Origin of the sequence: Methylobacterium sp. NPDC097929 (assembly GCF_049543375.1) — a bacterium.
Taxonomy (GTDB): domain Bacteria; phylum Pseudomonadota; class Alphaproteobacteria; order Rhizobiales; family Beijerinckiaceae; genus Methylobacterium.
Genome location: NZ_JBMVEP010000003.1, coordinates 159,284 through 175,971, shown reverse-complemented (window position 1 = coordinate 175,971; position 16,688 = coordinate 159,284). Strand labels below are relative to the sequence as shown.

The 16,688-nt window shown below is 71.7% G+C and carries 14 protein-coding genes; 6 read left to right on the top strand and 8 right to left on the bottom strand.

The window, feature by feature from the left end:
• Positions 1-266 precede the first annotated feature (266 nt).
• From ACPCJR_RS10955 to ACPCJR_RS10920, 8 genes are all read right to left on the bottom strand, one after another.
• The gene (locus ACPCJR_RS10955) at positions 267-2,339 is read right to left on the bottom strand and encodes a methyl-accepting chemotaxis protein (RefSeq protein ID WP_391512274.1); all 2,073 of its coding nucleotides are present in this window, start codon (positions 2,337-2,339) and stop codon (positions 267-269) included.
• A 320-nt stretch (positions 2,340-2,659) separates the two neighbouring features.
• A complete protein-coding gene (locus ACPCJR_RS10950) occupies positions 2,660-3,367 on the bottom strand; it encodes a response regulator transcription factor (RefSeq protein ID WP_003597598.1) in 708 nt (235 codons plus the stop codon).
• Entirely contained in the window at positions 3,364-4,998 is a 1,635-nt protein-coding gene (locus tag ACPCJR_RS10945) for a sensor histidine kinase (RefSeq protein ID WP_391512275.1), read from the bottom strand. The genes ACPCJR_RS10950 and ACPCJR_RS10945 overlap by 4 nt, the downstream gene beginning before the upstream one ends.
• 90 nt (positions 4,999-5,088) lie before the next feature.
• Positions 5,089-5,295, bottom strand: coding sequence for a hypothetical protein (locus tag ACPCJR_RS10940; RefSeq protein ID WP_391512276.1), 207 nt, complete (start codon positions 5,293-5,295; stop codon positions 5,089-5,091).
• 146 nt (positions 5,296-5,441) lie between these two features.
• Complete coding sequence (locus tag ACPCJR_RS10935) at positions 5,442-6,239, bottom strand: formylmethanofuran dehydrogenase subunit C (protein WP_391512277.1); 798 nt, start codon at positions 6,237-6,239, stop codon at positions 5,442-5,444.
• A 10-nt stretch (positions 6,240-6,249) separates the two neighbouring features.
• On the bottom strand, positions 6,250-7,185 hold the full coding sequence (gene fhcD, locus ACPCJR_RS10930; protein ID WP_391512278.1) for a formylmethanofuran--tetrahydromethanopterin N-formyltransferase: 936 nt from the start codon (positions 7,183-7,185) through the stop codon (positions 6,250-6,252).
• Positions 7,186-7,211: 26 nt separating this feature from the next.
• Positions 7,212-8,858: a formylmethanofuran dehydrogenase subunit A gene (locus ACPCJR_RS10925; protein ID WP_391512279.1), complete on the bottom strand. Its 1,647-nt coding sequence runs from the start codon at positions 8,856-8,858 to the stop codon at positions 7,212-7,214.
• Positions 8,852-9,937 (bottom strand): formyltransferase, encoded by a 1,086-nt coding sequence (locus ACPCJR_RS10920; protein ID WP_391512280.1) that lies wholly within the window; start codon positions 9,935-9,937, stop codon positions 8,852-8,854. Before ACPCJR_RS10920 ends, ACPCJR_RS10925 begins: the two co-directional genes overlap by 7 nt.
• 404 nt (positions 9,938-10,341) lie before the next feature.
• Between ACPCJR_RS10920 and ACPCJR_RS10915 the strand changes: the two genes are divergently transcribed.
• The 6 genes from ACPCJR_RS10915 (at position 10,342) to ACPCJR_RS10890 (ending at position 16,649) form a co-directional block, all read left to right on the top strand.
• A complete protein-coding gene (locus ACPCJR_RS10915; protein ID WP_391512281.1) occupies positions 10,342-11,304 on the top strand; it encodes a beta-ribofuranosylaminobenzene 5'-phosphate synthase family protein in 963 nt (320 codons plus the stop codon).
• A gap of 194 nt (positions 11,305-11,498) precedes the next feature.
• On the top strand, positions 11,499-12,392 hold the full coding sequence (mtdB, locus tag ACPCJR_RS10910; RefSeq protein ID WP_391512282.1) for an NAD(P)-dependent methylenetetrahydromethanopterin dehydrogenase: 894 nt from the start codon (positions 11,499-11,501) through the stop codon (positions 12,390-12,392).
• A gap of 283 nt (positions 12,393-12,675) precedes the next feature.
• Positions 12,676-13,803 carry an ATP-grasp domain-containing protein gene (locus ACPCJR_RS10905; protein ID WP_391512376.1) on the top strand — a complete coding sequence of 376 codons (1,128 nt, stop codon included), beginning with the start codon at positions 12,676-12,678 and terminating at the stop codon, positions 13,801-13,803.
• Positions 13,733-14,704 carry a methenyltetrahydromethanopterin cyclohydrolase gene (mch, locus tag ACPCJR_RS10900; protein WP_391512283.1) on the top strand — a complete coding sequence of 324 codons (972 nt, stop codon included), beginning with the start codon at positions 13,733-13,735 and terminating at the stop codon, positions 14,702-14,704. The genes ACPCJR_RS10905 and mch overlap by 71 nt, the downstream gene beginning before the upstream one ends.
• Positions 14,705-14,874: 170 nt before the next feature.
• Entirely contained in the window at positions 14,875-15,789 is a 915-nt protein-coding gene (locus tag ACPCJR_RS10895) for an ATP-grasp domain-containing protein (protein WP_391512284.1), read from the top strand.
• Positions 15,786-16,649, top strand: a complete 864-nt coding sequence (locus ACPCJR_RS10890; RefSeq protein ID WP_391512285.1) for a triphosphoribosyl-dephospho-CoA synthase — start codon at positions 15,786-15,788, stop codon at positions 16,647-16,649. Before ACPCJR_RS10895 ends, ACPCJR_RS10890 begins: the two co-directional genes overlap by 4 nt.
• The last annotated feature ends 39 nt before the right edge of the window (positions 16,650-16,688 follow it).

The following is a 16,688-nucleotide window of genomic DNA, read 5'->3' as shown; positions in this document are numbered from 1 at the left end:
TTTTCGTGCGCCGGAGGTATATCGCCAATTTGGGCGCCCCCCGCAAGAGCTACCTTGCCGTTTCCTCCCAAGTTCGCGTGAGCACGACCATGGACTTTGGTCGTTCTTCGGCTCGCGGCGCGGGCGTGAGGACGCGGGGTGCGTCGATCCGCCTCCGGCCGGAGCCCACTCAAGACGCGAACGCCGCCGCGCGGTCGAGCCCTTGCGGCGGCGTTCGATTTCACGGACCCCGCCGCGGGGCGGCGGCGGGGTCTGTGTGGCCCGGATCAGGCGGCGCGCACCGTTCCCAGGAAGCGGGCCACCTCCTGGCCGAGATGATCCGATTGCCGCGCGAGCTGGGTGGCCGAGGCGAGCACTTGGCTCGAAGCCGCCCCGGTCTCCTCGACGGTCCCCGCGACGCGGGCGATGTTCGTGGTCACCTCGCCGGTGCCCTGGGCCGCCTGGGCGACGTTGCGCACGATCTCCTGGGTCGCCGCGCCCTGCTCCTCCACCGCCGCCGCGATCGAGGTCGTCAGGCCTGAAATCTCGCGGATGCGGTCGGTGATGGAGATGACCGCCTGCACGGCCTCGTCCGTCGATCCCTGGATCTTCGCGATCTGCTGGGAGATCTCCTCGGTCGCCCGCGCGGTCTGGGAGGCGAGTTCCTTGACCTCGGCTGCGACCACGGCGAAGCCGCGGCCGGCCTCGCCCGCGCGGGCCGCCTCGATGGTGGCGTTGAGCGCGAGCAGGTTCGTCTGCCCGGCGATGCTGGCGATCATCCCGACGACGTCGTTGATGCGGGTCGCGCCGTCCTTGAGGGCGTTCACCAGTTCGGCCGTCGCGTCGGCCTCCGTCACCACGACGCGGGCGAGATGGGCCGACCCGTCGACCTGCCGCCCGATCTCGAGGACGGAGGCGCCGAGTTGCTCGGCAGCCGCCGCGACCATGCCGACATTCGCCGCCGCCTGATCGGCGGCCACCGCGACGTTGGACGACTGGCTCGCGGTCTGGCTGGCGATGGTGCTCATGCTTCGGGCCGTCGCTTCCAGCTGCGTCGCCGAGCCCGAAACCTCGGTCAGGACGCCGCCGACGGCGGCCTCGAAGGCGTCGGCCATCTTGCGCATGCCGACCTTGCGCTGCTCCTCGGCGGAAGCCCGCGCCGCCGCGCTCTCCTGTTCCAGTGCGCGGGTGCGCAGCAGGTTCTCCTTGAACACCTGGACGGTCCCGGCCATCGCGCCGATCTCGTCGCGCCGCCGACGGAAGGGGATGTCGAGGCCGGCATCGCCGTCGGCGAGCCGGGTCATGATGCCGGTCATGGCGACGAGGGGGTTCGTGACGCCGCGCACCACCCAGACCACGCCGCCGACGGCGAGGGCCAGCGCCAGCGCGCTCAGGAGACCCTGCAGCAGAAGCTTCTGCCGAGCGTCCTCGGCCGTGATCTGCGCCATGTCGTCGAGTTCGGCGACGGTGACGAGGACGACGTCCGCCAGGGCGTCGAGCCCGACATTGAACTGCTTGCGGTAGGCGGCCACGCCGGGACGCGCGAGCGAGCGATCCGCCAGGGCCGGGTTCACCGCACGCGTGCGCTCCGCCAGAACCCCATCGAAATAGCTCGTCTGCGCGGCCTTGATCGCCGCCTTGAGCGAGGCCGCCCCGGCTTCGCCCTCCGCGATGGTCTGCACGAGCTGGAAGACGAATTTCGTCTCCCGGTCGAGCGCCGCGTATTCCGTCGCCTGCGCGGCCGAGATCAGCTTGTCCTGAGCCAGCACGTCGATGACGATCAGCGTGGCGTCGCCGGCCAGGTTCCGGGTCGTCCAGGACAGGTCGCGTGCCCGGAGCAGGTTGGACATGCGGGGATCGGCCTGCCGCAGGCGCATCTCGGTCGTGGTGATGAGCGTTTCGATCGCCCGCAGCAGGGCGACGGACTGCTCGGCCATCCGGCGCGAGAGGGCCTTGTCGCGCTCCGCGACCGGCTTGGCGAGGGCGGCGTCGGCCTCGGCGCGGGTGCGGCGCAGATCCTCGTAGCGCGCGCTGACGGCCTTCAGATCCAGGCCGGTGGCGGAGACGAGTTCACCCGCGGAGGACAGCGAACCGTCGACGGCCTTCCGGCGGGCCGTCATGTCGGCGAGGTTGGCGCCGAGATTGTCCGGTTCGAGAGCCAGGGCCGAGGTCGTGGCGCCGCGCTCGTAGCGCAGGCCGTGCATGCCGCGGGTCAGGGTCGAGACCAAGCCGGCGAGTTGCTGAGCGTAGCGCGCCTTCTCCGACTCTCTCCATGCATCGAAGCTGCCATGGCCGGCGAAGACAAAAATTATCAGGCTGAGCAGAGTGATAAGGCCCACCAAACGGGTCTTGATCGTCATCGCCCCTCGCAGGCAGTCGCGGCTTGTCCGCGAAAACCTATGCTGGCGAAATTAATAAAATACATTTTACTGCAGCACCGGCTGCAGGCTTGGGAAGCTCCAATGAAGCCTGTGCGGGCTCGTGTGATGCCGCCGCAACGCGGCGCACGAGGCTTTCTCCGAGCCGGCTCTCGGCGGATGGCCCGGAGTTTCAGGCTGTTACGCTCGGACGTGCGTTCTCTTCTGGCTTGAGCGAAAACTGGTCTTTCGGGTGCGACGACGAAGGGCGTCGGGACGAGCACGCATTCGATGCCGTGAAGACTCTGCTCTCGAATTTCTCTTCAGTGGCGGAAATCCTGGCCGCGCAGGTCGAGCATAAAACCCTTGCCACGCACCGTGACGATCACGGGCCCGCCCAGGCGCACGAAGTCGGAGAGCTTCGAGCGGAGATAGCCGACATAGACATCGACCACGTTGAGCGAGAGGCCGCCCTGGCTCGCCCAGAGCCGATCGAAGATCTCGCCGCGCGAGATCGGGCGGTTGACCTCCTGCATCAGCAGGGCGAGCAGTTCCGCCTCCCGCGGGGTGAGCCGGGCGGAGGCCTCGCCGAAGCTGACCTGACGGATGTTGACGTCGAGGGTCAGGCGGCCTGCCGTGAAGACGGTGCGCGGGGTGTCCGCCTCCCGCCGCCGGAGCAGATGCACCTGGAGCCGGGCCAGAAGCTCGTCGAAGACGAAGGGCTTGACGATGTAGTCGTCGGCGCCGAGCGCCAGCCCCTCGGCCCGGTCGCGCACCTCGTCGCGGGCGCTCAGGAATAGGATCGCGCCGGGATAGCCCCCTTCGCGCAGGGAGCGGCAGACGTCGTGGCCCGAGCCGTCGGGCAGGGTGATGTCGAGCACCACCGCCTCCGGGGCCTCGTCCCGGGCGGCGCTCAGCGCGTCCTCGACCCGGCCGGCCACGCCGACGGAGAAGCCTTCCGCCTCCAGCCCACGAGCCAGAATGCCGCGGATGTCGATGTCATCCTCGACGATCAGTACGCGCGTCGTCATGCGGCGGCGATCCTCTCCTGTCCCGCCTCGTTCCGTTCCGGCACGGCGCCGTCATCGAGCGCGGGCAGGTCGAGAACCACCCGCGCGCCGCCATGCTCGGCCCGACCGAGGCTGATCGCGCCATCATGGCGCTCAACGACCCAGCGCGCCAGGGCCAAACCGATGCCGAACCCGGCCTCCCCGGGCCGGGCCTCGCGGCGGAAGCGCTCGAACAGCCCCTCGCCCTCCTCGGGGAAGCCGGGACCGTCGTCCTCGATCACGATCCGGGCGCGGCTGCCCTGCGCCGAGCCGCGCCCGCTCAGGGAGACGACGATGCGGGTCAGGCCGGTGGCGTGGCGCAGGGCGTTGTCGATCAGGCTCTCGACGACCTGACGCAGCCATTCCGGGTCGGCGCTGATCTCGATGTCGCGGTCACCGGGCTCCAGGCTCAGCTCGACCCGGCGGCGGGCCGCCTCGGAGCCCGCGCTGTCCACGGCGTCGCCGAGCACCGCAACCGCGCTCACGCTGCGCCGGTCGAGTTCGATCTGGCCGGATTCCGAGCGGGCCACGCGCAGGAGATCCTCCACCCGCCGCTTGAGCCGCTGCGCCCGCTTGCGGATGGTGGCGAAGACGGGCCCGTGATCGACGGCCCGGCCGCCCGCGCGCTCCGCCGACCTCTGGGCGAGGTCGCACTCGCCGAGGATGACGGTGAGCGGCGTGCGCAGCTCGTGGCTGACATCGGCGAAGAAGCGGCGGCGCGAGCGGTCCACCATCTCCAGCCGCGCGTTGGCGGCGCGCAGGTCGGCGGTGCGGGCCTGGACCGTATCCTCCAGGGCGGCCCGGTCGGCGGCGAGCCGCCCCTCGCGGCGGGCGAGCCGCGCCGCCATCCGGTTGAAGTTCGCCACCAGGAGCCCGAGCTCGTCGCGGGTCTCGACCGAGAGCCGGGTGTCGAGCGCGCCGCTGCCGACGGCGCCGGCGGCCCGGCGGATCTCCTCGATCCGCGCCAGGGTCGGCCGCGTGACCGAGCGGTAGAGCACCGCCACGAAGGCGAGCGCCAGCGCCACGGCGGCCAGGGACACGGCGGTGAGCCGCTGCGACAGGCTGCGGGCATCCTCCGAGCCCGCATTCATGCTGCGCCGCTCCGCCTCGATCAGCAGGGAGAGCGGGGGGCCCGTCATGGCGCCGAAGGCGTTGAGAGCGCCCTGCATCGCCGTCTTGCGCCGGTCGGGATCGGTTTCCCGCCGCACCAGGGTGACCTGCCGGTCGAGCATCGCCCGGGCGGCGCGCACCTTGGCGAGCGGCCGGGTGCGGGCGACGTACTGGATGCGGTCCTCCAGGCGGCTGCTCAGGGCCATGCCGCTGCCGATGGCGTCGTCGACCTGGGTCAGCGCCTGATCGACCCGGTCGCGGGTCACGGAGAGCGCTTCGGGCGGCGCGTCCGGGTTGCCGACGCTCTCGATGGCGGCGAACCCGTACTGCGCGAGCCGGCCGGAGAGTTCGGCGAGAAGCTCCATCCGGTGCTGGGCCGCGAGCGTGCGGTCGATGACGTTCTCGGTGAGCCGGATCGACCAGAGCACGCCGGCCGCCGCCAGCAGCGCGAGCAGGGCCGTGCCGCCGAGCAGCAGGGCAAACCGGGCTTTCAGCGAGCGCATGATCTCCGTCTCCGCCGCGGGACCGGCAGCCGGACCATGTCACCGCCGGGGCGGGGCCTCAAGGGATTCCGAGCCGGCTCCGGACCCGGCCTACAGGTCGTTGGGCAGGCTGCTCTTCGGGGCGCAGCGCCAGCTCTTCACGTGATAGTCCGGATGCTCCTCCTGCCACGCCGCGAGCGTGCTCTGCGAATTGCGCAGACACAGGAAGGGGTTCGGATTGTCGTAGTTCAGGTTGATCCGCTCGTCGTGGCACTTCGCCGGCTGGGCGATCAGGCAGACGGACAGGAGCAGGAACATGCGCGCGACCTCGGCGTGAGGAGGGCGCGGCGGCCCGTCCGGGTCGGTGCCGTGCGCCTCGGTCCGAGGCAAGGTGGGAGGAAACAGCAGGCCGGCAAGTCATTTTCCTGCGACCTGCCGTGCCAAACCGGAAAAATCCTGCCGAATCAGGCCGGCACGAACATCTCGCCCTTGCCGAGCGTCGCCAGATCTCCCGAGTAGCGCCGGAGCGTCCCGCCGAGCAGGCCGGCCTGCGGCGCGCCGAGGCGCTTGAGGCTCTGGGCCAGCAGCCGGGTGAAGACCAGATCCGGCGTGCCGGTCTCGACGAAGGTCGGCAGCAGCGCGCCGTGGCTCCCGGCGATCAGCGTGCCGCGGCGCATGCCGTAGCCCGGATGGTCGCCGAGCGCGCCGGAGACGAGAATCGTACCCGCAATCATGCGGGAGGCCGCGAAGGCCCCGGCGGAACCGGCCAGGATCATGCCGCGGCGCATGCGGTCGCCGAGATGGTCGCCCGCCTTGCCCTCGATCACGAGCGTGGCCCCGTCGAGCCCGGCCTTGGCGGCGTAGACCGCGCCGCCCGCGTGGTCGCCGGCATCGCCCTGGATCGTGATCGTGCCGCCGGTGGCGCTGGTGGCCGCAAAGGGGCCGGCGGAGCCCGTCACCGTGAGTGCGCCGCCTGCCATGCCCTCACCGAGGCGCTGGCCGACATCGCCCTCGACCCGGATCGAGCCCTCGGACAGGGCCGCGCCGACCCGGTCGAGCCGGGACGAGCCGCCCTCGATCACGAGGCTGTCGGAGCCGTCGAGCCGGATCGCGAACACGTCGCCGAGGGTCAGGCCGCGGCGGCTGGTGCCGATGGCGAGCCGGCCCGCCTCGGCCTCGGACAATCCGCTCAGGGCGAGGGGGGTGATGTTGAGAAGGTCGACCCGCTCCGGCAGATCACCGCGCAGTCTCAGCGTGCTCATCGTTGAGTCCTCATGCGGCGGGTTTCTCCAGCAGGTCGCGGAGGTGGTAGTGGTGCCGGCCGAGATTGCCGCCGTAATTGCCGGCGGTGACGGCCACGAGCCCGTGCTTGGCGCCGATCTCGGTGGCGGCGTGGAGCGCCGCGCGCATCGACTCGGCGACGGCCGCGGACGTCAGCGCGTCGATGACGATCTCCAGCACCACGCCGCATTCGGGCGGCAGGGCCGAGCCGGCCCGGCCTTTGAGCGTCGGGCAGTAGGCGTCGTTGGTCGAGGCCATCATGCCCTTGGTGCGCCCGCCGACCTTCGAGCCGGAGCGGACGATGCCGCCGGGGAAGGGCAGGATCGCGCCGGGCACGGCCTTGGCCGCCTCGACGGCGATCTCGGCGACGACGAGCGTGTCGGCGTGCTTGCTGCCGAGGAACAGCAGGTTGCCGCCGCCGACCGCGCCATCCACCGCGCGCACCGAATCCTCGCACAGGAACTCGCCGTCCATGACGGGGATGCGCCAGTAGCGGCGCATCTTGCCCTCAGGGTCGGGCAGGCGCTTGGCGACCGCGAAGCCGTCGCCGAAATAGCGGATCGCGCCGCCGAGCTTGATCTTGGTCGGCCCCTCGACGCCGGCAAAGCAGGCGGTGCCGGGGCAGGTGAGGATGCACTGGCCGACGCGCTTGAGGAGCTGGTCCTTCAGCCCGTTCGGCTCGAAGCCGAACAGCAGGATGCGCACGCCCGGGCGTCCGTCCGGCGTTTCCTCGGGAGACAGCTCGGCGTCGATGCCGGCCTCGGCGCCGCAGCCGATCACCGAGGTGGCGAAGCCCGTCATCACCGTCGCCGCGATCATCGCCCATTTCGGCGTGTCGTTGGTGACAATGATCGCGGTCCCCGCCACGTCGAAGGCCTCGGCGAAGGTGTCCTCGACCTTGATGCCGTTGAGGATGAGGTCGCTCATCGATTTCGTCCCATCACCCTCGCCCATCACGCCCGGCACGCCACGTCTTCGAACGTCCCGGTCTTCTCCGGGAAGGCGGCGTCCGGCACCGCGAAGGTGTCGAGCCCGGCGCCGAAGCGGTCCTGCAGGTAGCTCTCGGCGCGCTTTTCCATGCCCGCATCGGCCTCGACGTCGAGGCTGAGCGTCTTGCCCGAGAACCAAGCGACGACTTCGCCGTCCTCGACGATTTTGTGGCCGTCCTTCAGCACCAGCTTGGCATGGCTGAACATCGCCGTGCGGTCGCGGTCGTCGCGGTAGATCGCGACGTCGGCCTTGGCACCCTCGCGCAGGTGGCCGCGATCGGTCAGGCCGAGGAGCTTGGCCGGACCCGAGCGGGTGAGCTGCGCGATCTCGCTGAACGTGTACTCGCGCTCGATCTTCGGCAGGCCGGAGCGTTCGCCGACGATGGCCGGCAGCGTCGCGATTTCCTTGGCGCGCTCCTCGGCATCCATCAGCAGGTGGATGATGCGCGGATACTCGGTGAAGACGCCGCCGTTCGGGTGATCGGTCGTCAGGATGGTGCGCTCGGGGTTGCTCGAGAGCAGCATCAGTTCGAGGCCGATCGCCCATTGCAGGGACGAGACGGGGCCGCGCGGCCGGTAGAGGAACGGCACCACGCCGCCGCCCTCGGCATCGCCCGCCGTCAGCACCCACTTCTTCGGCTTGGCGCCCTTGCGGCCGCCGAACTGGCGCAGGATGTCGAGCGAGATCGTCACCGTCTGGCCGAACACCACCTGACCCACGTCGTAGGTCGCGTTGGGGTGCTCCTCCATCGCCGCGTTGATGCGCTCGGCCGCCGAGCGGAAGCCGCCCGTCATCGGGTTCTCGGGGTCGACCACGCCGTAGGCGTAGAACTGGGCGTGGGCGAAGTGGATGCGCCGGCCTTCGGCCGCCTCCAGCGTCGCGACGAGCGAGTCGTCGGCGCCGGGCAGGCCGAGATTGTTGCAGTGGACGTGCAGCGGGTGCGGCACACCGATCTCTTCCACCGCGTCGAGCAGGGCCGACATGATCTTTCGCGTCGAGAGCCCGTAGCAGGGGATCTCGTCGTCGAGGCTGAGCTTGAGCACGCCGTCCTTGAAGGCCGAGGCGCCGCCCGCGTTGATGCACTTGACGCCCAGCCCCCGCGAATGGGCCAGCGTCTGCTGCACGAGATCGCGGACAGCCTGTTTGCCCTCGCCGTCGCGCAGCACCTGCAGCAGGTGGTCGTCGTTGCCGAGCACGGCCAGGCCGCCGCGGTCGAGCAGGGGGATGTCGGCGAGTTCGAGATGGGTCGCGAGCGCGTTCGACGGCGGCAGCGCCGGCTCGACCGCGGTGGTGTAGCCCATCCGCGCATAGTTGGCGCCGATCCAGCTTCCCGAGCCGCCGGCATGGGCGAAGGGGTGGCCGTTGGGAGCGGACTCGCTGACGTAGAGGTCGGGCAGCAGCAGGCGGCTCATCACCACGTTGCCGCCGGCGATGTGCGAGTGAACCTCGACGCCGCCGGCCATCACCACGCAGCCCGTGGCGTCGATGGTTTGGTCGGGGGCGCGCTCGCTCGGGGCGACGACGCGGCCATCCTCGATCCAGACGTCGCCGATGGCGTCGCGCCCGGCCGTCGGATCGACGACCCGTCCGCCGTGGATGCGGGTCAGCATGAGACACCTTTCTCGATGAGGCGGTCGCGGATGCGGGCGAGCACGCCCGACGCGGTCAGCGCTTCGGCGGTCTTCGACGGATCTTTGGGCTCGGCATAGGCGATGACGCCGCGCCGCTCGTTCCAGAGGGCGCCGCCGACGCTCTGGCCGGGCACGCCCACGGTGATGACGACCTCCGCCGTCTCGCCCGCGGCCTCCTGAGAGCCCTCGCCGACGATGGCGATCGTCGGCAGGCTGCCGAGCCATGCGGGGCGCGGGGCGGGCAGGGAGGCGAGCCACAGGGCGGCGTCGGCCTCGCCCGCGGCGATCTGGCGGGCGCTGTCGAAGCGCCAGGGATCGTGCTCCGGCTGATGTCGGCCGAAACCGACGCGGGGCGCCTGACCCGTGGTCCAGGCGGAGAGTTGCACGGTCGCCCGGCCCTGGAACGGGTCGGCGAGCGCGAGCGCGAAGAAGCGGGTGGTTTCGTTGAGGTCGCGGATCAGGCCCTGGAGCATCTCCACGCCGAGTTCACCGACCTCCTCCGGGTCGTAGACGACGACGCCGTACTGCGCGGCGAACAGGCGCTTGGCGAGGTCGGCATAGGCGGCCTCGCCCGCGAGGTGGCCCTTGGCGAAGGCGCGCAGATGCCCGAGCGAGAGGGCAAGGCCTCCGGCTTCGGCTGCGTAGGCGACGTGGCGGATCGCGCCGTTCTGCGGACCGCCGAGCGAGAGCAGGGCGCGCTCGGCGCCCGCCGCGCGACCGCGGCTCGGGGCAGCGGCGGCGATCTCTCCGATCAGGTCGCCGTCCCAGGGGCGATTGCCGAGGACCAGCACCACGTCGGCCCGGCCGATCGTCTCGGCGCGGGTCGTGGTCATGACGCCGCCCGCGCTGAGCGCGCCGAGTTCGGCGTAGACGCCGGGGCCGGAAACCGGGTCGAGCGAGGCGCCGAGCGTTTCGGCGAGACGATAGGCGGCGCGCAGCGCGGAGACTTCGGCGCTCAGGCCCGCCAGCACCGGCACGCGTGCCGCGGCGAGCAGATCGACGGCGGCCTCGACCGCCGCGTCCACATCCGCCGCGCCTCCCTTCACCCAGGCTGCCATGCTTCCTCGCCGTCTCGCCGTCGTTTCTTCGGGCATCCCCGCGCCGGGGCGGGGCGAAAGACGGTCATGTCCGAAGAGCGCCGCGGGCACTCCTGGTGGAGCCTCGATGACTTCGAAAACCCGGTTCGGGTTCGAGGGCAGGGGCTCGGACCGGCTCCGCAAAGGGAGCGGGCTGGTTTTGCATTCCTGTGCAGGAGGCCGCAAGCCCCCGGCGAAGTTTGCGCCGAGGATTTCGCGGGCCGGCGGCCGGGATCGGCTCCCGCGCCGATGCGCGCGGACGAGGTTGTCCCGGGCGCCGCCACATGGGACAAGCCGGCCGCCCCGAGGGGCGCGTCTCCGCCGGCCGGAGGCGTTGGCGGAAGGGAAAGACCGTGGCCGAGGTCCCGCAACCGACGGGTCAGACCGTGAGCACGACCGCGCAGCCCGCCGGAGCCGGCATCCGGGTCCGTGCCCCCGCGCGCCTGCATTTCGGCTTCCTCGATCTCAACGGTGGTCTCGGACGCCGCTTCGGCAGCATCGGGCTGGCCCTCGACGCGCCGGCCGTGCAGCTCGTCGCCCGCCCCGCCAAGCGCGTCTCCGCCCATGGCCCGGAGGCCGAGCGCGTGCGCGCGAACCTGCTCGCGGCGGCCTCCTATCTCGACGTGCCGGACAACGTGGCGGTGGAGGTCGAGGAGACGATCCCGCCCCATGCCGGCTTCGGCTCGGGCACGCAGGTCGCGCTGGCGGTCGCCGCCGCCCTGGCCCGCCTCAACCGATGCCCCTTCGCACCGGCCGATTTCGCCGACGTGCTCGACCGCGGCAACCGTTCCGGGGTCGGGCTCGCCGCCTTCACCGAGGGCGGCCTGATCGTGGACGGGGGCCGCGACGATTCCGGCGCGCCGCCTCCCGTGATCGCCCGGCTGCCCTACCCGGACGACTGGCGGATCGTGCTGATCCTCGACGAAGCCATGACCGGGGTGCATGGCTCGCGGGAGACGGAGGCGTTCCGCGACCTGCCGCCCTTCGCGGCGGCCGGGGCTGCCGAGATCTGCAGGATCGTGCTGATGCAGGTGCTGCCGGCCGCCGCGACCGCCGAGCCGGACGGCTTCGGGGCCGGCATCACCGAGATCCAGAAGCGCGTCGGCGATCATTTCGCCCCGCACCAGGGGGGACGCTTCGCGAGCCCGGCCGTGGCCGAGGCGCTGGGCGCCATCGCGGCCATGGGCGTGCCGGGCTACGGTCAGAGTTCCTGGGGGCCGACCGGCTTCGCGCTGCTGCCCTCGCAGCGGGAGGCGGAGGCGCTGGTCGCGTCCCTGGAACGGCCGGGCCGCCTGCGCTTCGTCATCGCCCGCGGGCGCAATGTCGGCGCCTCGGTGACCGAACTGTAGAGCTTTTCTTTTCGGCGCTGCAAAGAAACCTGCGCTTGACCGGTGCCGGCCGTTCCGGCTTTGCACCGGGACGGATCTCGCGGGAACGTGCGGCCGCCGAGGCCGAAGACCCTTCGGCCTCGGCGGCGCGGCAGACGTTTCGTGAAGAGAGACTTGGCGCCCGCAAAGGGCGCGCTCACGGGAGGACGAAGATCATGGCCCGCTCGATCCTGCACATGCTGACGCCGCTCAAGCACATGAGCCCGTTCGACGTGAACATGGCGATCGATGCCGGGTTCGAGACGCTGATCCCCTATACCGGCGTCGATCTCGCCGATGTCGTCTCGCTGACGCAGGACTCGATCTTCTCCCGGGCGCCGCAGGACGGCGTGCGCACCGGCCTCTTCATCGGCGGCAAGAACGCCGAACTGGCGCTCGACATGGTGGACCGGGCCAAGAAGGCCTTCGTGCCGCCCTTCGTGAACCACGTCTTCGCCGACCCGGCCGGCTCCTTCACCACCGGCGCGGCGATGGTCGCCGAGGTCTCCCGCGCCCTGAAGGCGAAGTTCGACACCGACCTCAAGGGCAAGCGCATCGTCATCTTCGGAGGCGCCGGCGTGGTCGCCTACGTGGCCGCGGTGATCGGCGCGCTGGAGGGCGCCCAGAGCGTGCTCGTCGGGCATGACGGCGAGGAGCGCGTCTCGAAGATCGCCTTCACCATGAAGTGGCGCTTCGGCATCGAGGTCGGCGCCGTCGACGGCACCCTGCCCGAGGCGCGCCGCGCGGCCATCACGGATGCCGACGTGATCCTCTCGGCCGGCCCTGCCGGCGTCTCGATCCTGACGGCGGAGGATCTCGAATCCGCGCCCAAGCTCTTGGTCGCCTCCGACGTCAACGCCGTGCCGCCCGCCGGCATCGCCGGCATCGACGTGAACGCCACGGACGTGCCGCTGCCGGTCGGCCGGGGCGTCGGCATCGGTGCGCTCGCGGTCGGCAACGTGAAGTACCAGACCCAGTGCCGCCTGTTCCGGAAGATGCTGGAGGCGCAGGAGCCGCTCTGCCTCGACTTCCGCGACGCCTACAAGCTCGCCGTCGAGATCGCCGGCTGAGGGCGGCCTTGCGTTTGATGCGTTCGGATCCGGACGAACTCCTCGCCGCCATTGCGAGGCGGAGCCGAAGCAATCCAGGGCGTCGATCCGTCCGGCAAGGTCGCGTCCCTGGATCGCTTCGCATTCGCTCGCGATGACCCAAAGCCCGAACAGATCAACCGGAAACGGTACAGGCGCGGTTCTGAACCGGTCTCGGCACCGCGAGGGCGGCGCGGTCCTGATCGCCGCGCAGTCCGGCCGGGCGCTGGCGCAGGCCGCGCGGCGGGCGGGCCTGCGGCCGTTCGTGCTCGACCTGTTCGGCGACGAGGACACGCTGGCGCTGGCCGAGGCGCACCGCGCGCTGCCCGGCCGCTTCGGTGCCGGCCGCCGCGACCGGGCCGGTGTGCTGTCGGCGCTCGCCGCGCTGTCGCAACAGGCAGGTGGGGCCGAATTCGGAATCGTGCTCGGCAGCGGCTTCGAGGGCGCGCCGGACCTGATCGCCGAGATCGGTGCCCGCCACCGCCTTCTCGGCGCCGCCCCCGAGACGGTCGCGGCGCTGAAGGACCCCTTCCGCCTCGCCGCGCTCTGCGCGCGCCTCGCGATCCCGCACCCGGCCATCACCGCCGGCCCGGTTGCGGACCGGGATGCTTGGCTCGTCAAGCGGATCGGCGGCTGCGGCGGCTCGCATATCCGCGCCAGCGCGACGGGGGCAGCTCCGCCCGGCCACTACCTCCAGGCCCGCATGCCGGGCCGCGCCTTCGCCCTGAATGTTCTGTCCGATGGGCGCCGCATCGAAACGCTCGCGCTGACCGAGCAGTGGCAGGCACCCTCGCCGCTGCGGCCGTTCCGCTATGCCGGTGCCCTCGCCCGCGGCCGCGACGAGGCGGTGCCGATCCCGGCGGCGATCGTGGCGCAGATCGCGCAGGCCGCCCTTCGGCTGGCGCGCGAGACCGGGCTGACGGGGCTGGCCAGCGCCGATTGCCTCGTGGAGGGCGAGCGCTGGTGGCTCCTGGAGATCAACCCGCGCCCCGGCGCGACCCTCGACGTGCTCGACCGCCGCCCGACGCCGCTGCTGCTCCAGCATATCGAGGCGAGCCTCGGCCGCATGCCTGCCATCGAAGCCGCTCCGACGGATGCGACAGGCGCCGAGATCTGTTACGCGGCCCGAACCTGCACGGCAGTGCCGTTGCTCGATTGGCCCGACCACGTCCACGATCGGCCGCGGGTGGGCAGCCCCGTGGCCCGCGACGCGCCGCTCTGCACGGTCACGGCCTCCGGGCCGGAGACCGGGACGGTCAAAGAAGAATTGCGGAGGCGGACCGCCCAGGTCCGCGCTCTGCTGGAGGAGACGGAGAACAGTCATGACTTCCAACACGAGCGCCCCGAGCCTCAACGCCCTGGCGGCGCCGCTGGTCGAGAGCCTCGTCGCTGACGCGGCCAAGCTCCGGCTCATCGTCGCCCAGGAGAACGGCGCGCGCACGGTCGATGCCGGCGCCAACGCCCGCGGCTCCATCGAGGCGGGCCGGCGCATCGCCGAGATCTGCCTCGGCGGCCTCGGCACGGTCACGATCGCGCCGATCGGCCCGGTCGCCTCCTGGCCCTACACGGTGGTGGTCCACTCCGCCGATCCGGTGCTCGCCTGCCTCGGCTCGCAGTATGCCGGCTGGAGCCTCGCCGACGAGGAGGGCGATTCCGGCTTCTTCGCCCTCGGTTCGGGCCCCGGCCGCGCGGTCGCCGTGGTGGAGGAGCTCTACAAGGAGCTCGGCTACCGCGACAACGCGACCAAGACCGCCCTGGTGCTCGAATCCGCCAGCGCTCCGCCGGCCTCGGTGGTGAACAAGGTCGCCGCCGCCACGGGCATCGCGGCCGAGAACGTGACCTTCATCTACGCCCCGACCCAGAGCCTCGCCGGCGCGACCCAGGTCGTGGCCCGCGTGCTGGAGGTAGCGCTGCACAAGGCCCACACCGTCGGCTTCGACCTGCATAAGATCCTCGACGGCATCGGCTCGGCCCCGCTCTCGCCCCAGCATCCCGACTTCATCCAGGCGATGGGCCGCACCAACGACGCCATCATCTACGGCGGCCGGGTGCAGCTCTTCGTCGATGCCGACGACGCGGACGCCAAGCAACTCGCCGAGCAGCTGCCCTCCACCACCTCCGCCGACCACGGCGCGCCCTTCGCGGAGATCTTCTCGCGGGTGAACGGCGACTTCTACAAGATCGACGGCGCGCTGTTCTCTCCGGCCGAGGCGATCGTCACCTCGGTCAAGACCGGCAAGAGCTTTCGGGGCGGCCGGCTTGAGCCGCAACTCGTGGATGCGTCCTTCGCATAGGAACTGCGCGTCGAACCCTCCCCCCTCTGCGGGGGAGGGTGCCCTGCGGATGCAGGGCGGGAGAGGGGTCGGCTCCGCACCATCCGAAAGCGGCGCTCCCCTCACCCGACCCGCTTCGCGGGCCACCCTCTCCCGCAGAGGGGAGAGGGGAGAAACAACTGGAACAACACATGCGCATCGGGCTCGCGGCCGACAACGGCAATTGGCACAAGGCGCGGCTGCGGGAGGCCTTGCGCGGCTTCGGCGTCGAGCCGGTGCTGTTCTCGCTGGCCGACGTCGCCGTGGTGACGGGCGGGGCTGAGCCGCTGCGCGTTCCGGGCTTCGCGGATGGGCTGCCCGACGGCGTCCTGCTGCGCACCATCGCCGGCGGCACCTTCGAGGCGACGACCATGCGGCTCGGCGTGCTCCACGCCCTGGTGGCCGCGGGCGTGACCGTCTGGAACGGGCCGACGGCGATCGAGCGCTCGGTGGACAAGGCGGCGACCTCTCTGCTGATCGCCCGCGCGGGCCTTCCGACGCCGGACACCTTCGTCGTCTCGAAGCGCGAGGCCGCGGCCGAGATCGTCGCCCGCGAGGCGCGGCCCGGAGCGCCCATCGTGCTGAAGCCCCTGTTCGGCTCGCAGGGCGAGGGGCTGATGCTCCTCGAGACCCCCGAGGATTTGCCGGCTCAGGAGGCGGTGAGCGGCGTCTACTACCTCCAGCGCTACGTGCCCCGCGCCGACGGGCTCTGGCGCGACTATCGCGTCTTCGTCTGCGAGGGCCGGGCCATCGCCGGCATGATCCGCGAGGGCGACGGCTGGATCACCAACGTCCACCGCGGAGGCCGACCCTTCGCCTGGGACGTGCCGGCCTGCGCCGCCGAACTGGCCGAGGCCGCGGCGGCGGCGATCGGCGTCGATTACACCGGCATCGATCTCGTCGAGGACGGGGAGGGCAACTTCCTCGTGCTGGAGGTCAACTCCATGCCCGCCTGGTCCGGGCTGCAGCAGGTGACGGAGGTCGATATCGCCGGCGCCGTCGCCCGCGGCTTCCTCACCGCGGTCCGCGCGGCGCGCCCGCCGCGGCTGGTCTCGGCGCTCGGATGAGCGCGGCGGCGCCCCGCGGCCTGCCGGCGGCGACGGTGGCCGACAGCTACCGCGCCGCCTGCCTCGCCGAACTCGACGCGCTGAAACCCGGTAACGTCCACGGCTACGCCCCCGGTCACCGCATGGTGGTGTCCGATTTCGTGACCAGCGCCGAGGTCTCCGCTCCGTGCCTCGCCGCGCCGGGCGCCCGGGTGGGGCGGCGGGTGCGCGGCGGGGTCGAGGCGACCTTCGCCGCGGTCGCTCAGAACACCAATCTCGGCATCCTGCTGCTGTGCGCGCCGCTGGCCCGCGCCGCGGAGCAGGCCGGGCCGCTGCGCGCGCGCCTCGACGGGGTGCTGGCGGATTTCGATGAAACGGATGCGCGCGACGTCTTCGCCGCGATCCGTCACGCCAATCCCGGCGGGCTCGGGCGTGCGGAGCGCCACGACGTCGCCGCCGAAGGGCCGGTCCCGTCCCTCGGCGAGGCGATGGCGGAAGCCGCCCCCCGCGACCGCATCGCCCGGGCCTATACGGACGGTTATCGCGATCTCTTCGCGATCGGGCTTCCGGCGCTCGCGGGTGCTCGGGCGCGGGGGCTCGCGCCGCCCTGGACCACCACGGCGGTGCATCTCGCCTACCTGACCGGCGTGCCCGACAGCCACATCGCCCGCAAGTTCGGGCCGGAGCGGGCGGAGGCGGTGCGGGCGGAAGCCGAGGCGCGGCTGTCCCGGATCGACCTCGCCGCGGAGCCCGTCGCGGCGTTGCTGGCCCACGACAGGCTGCTGAAGGAAGCCGGCCTCAACCCGGGCACGAGTGCCGATTTCACGGTCGCGACCCTGTTCCTCGACGCGCTTCTGGCGGCACGCGGCGAGGGGGCGTGAGCCCTCGCCCGCGAGGGGACGAATTCTTCTCCGTCAAGG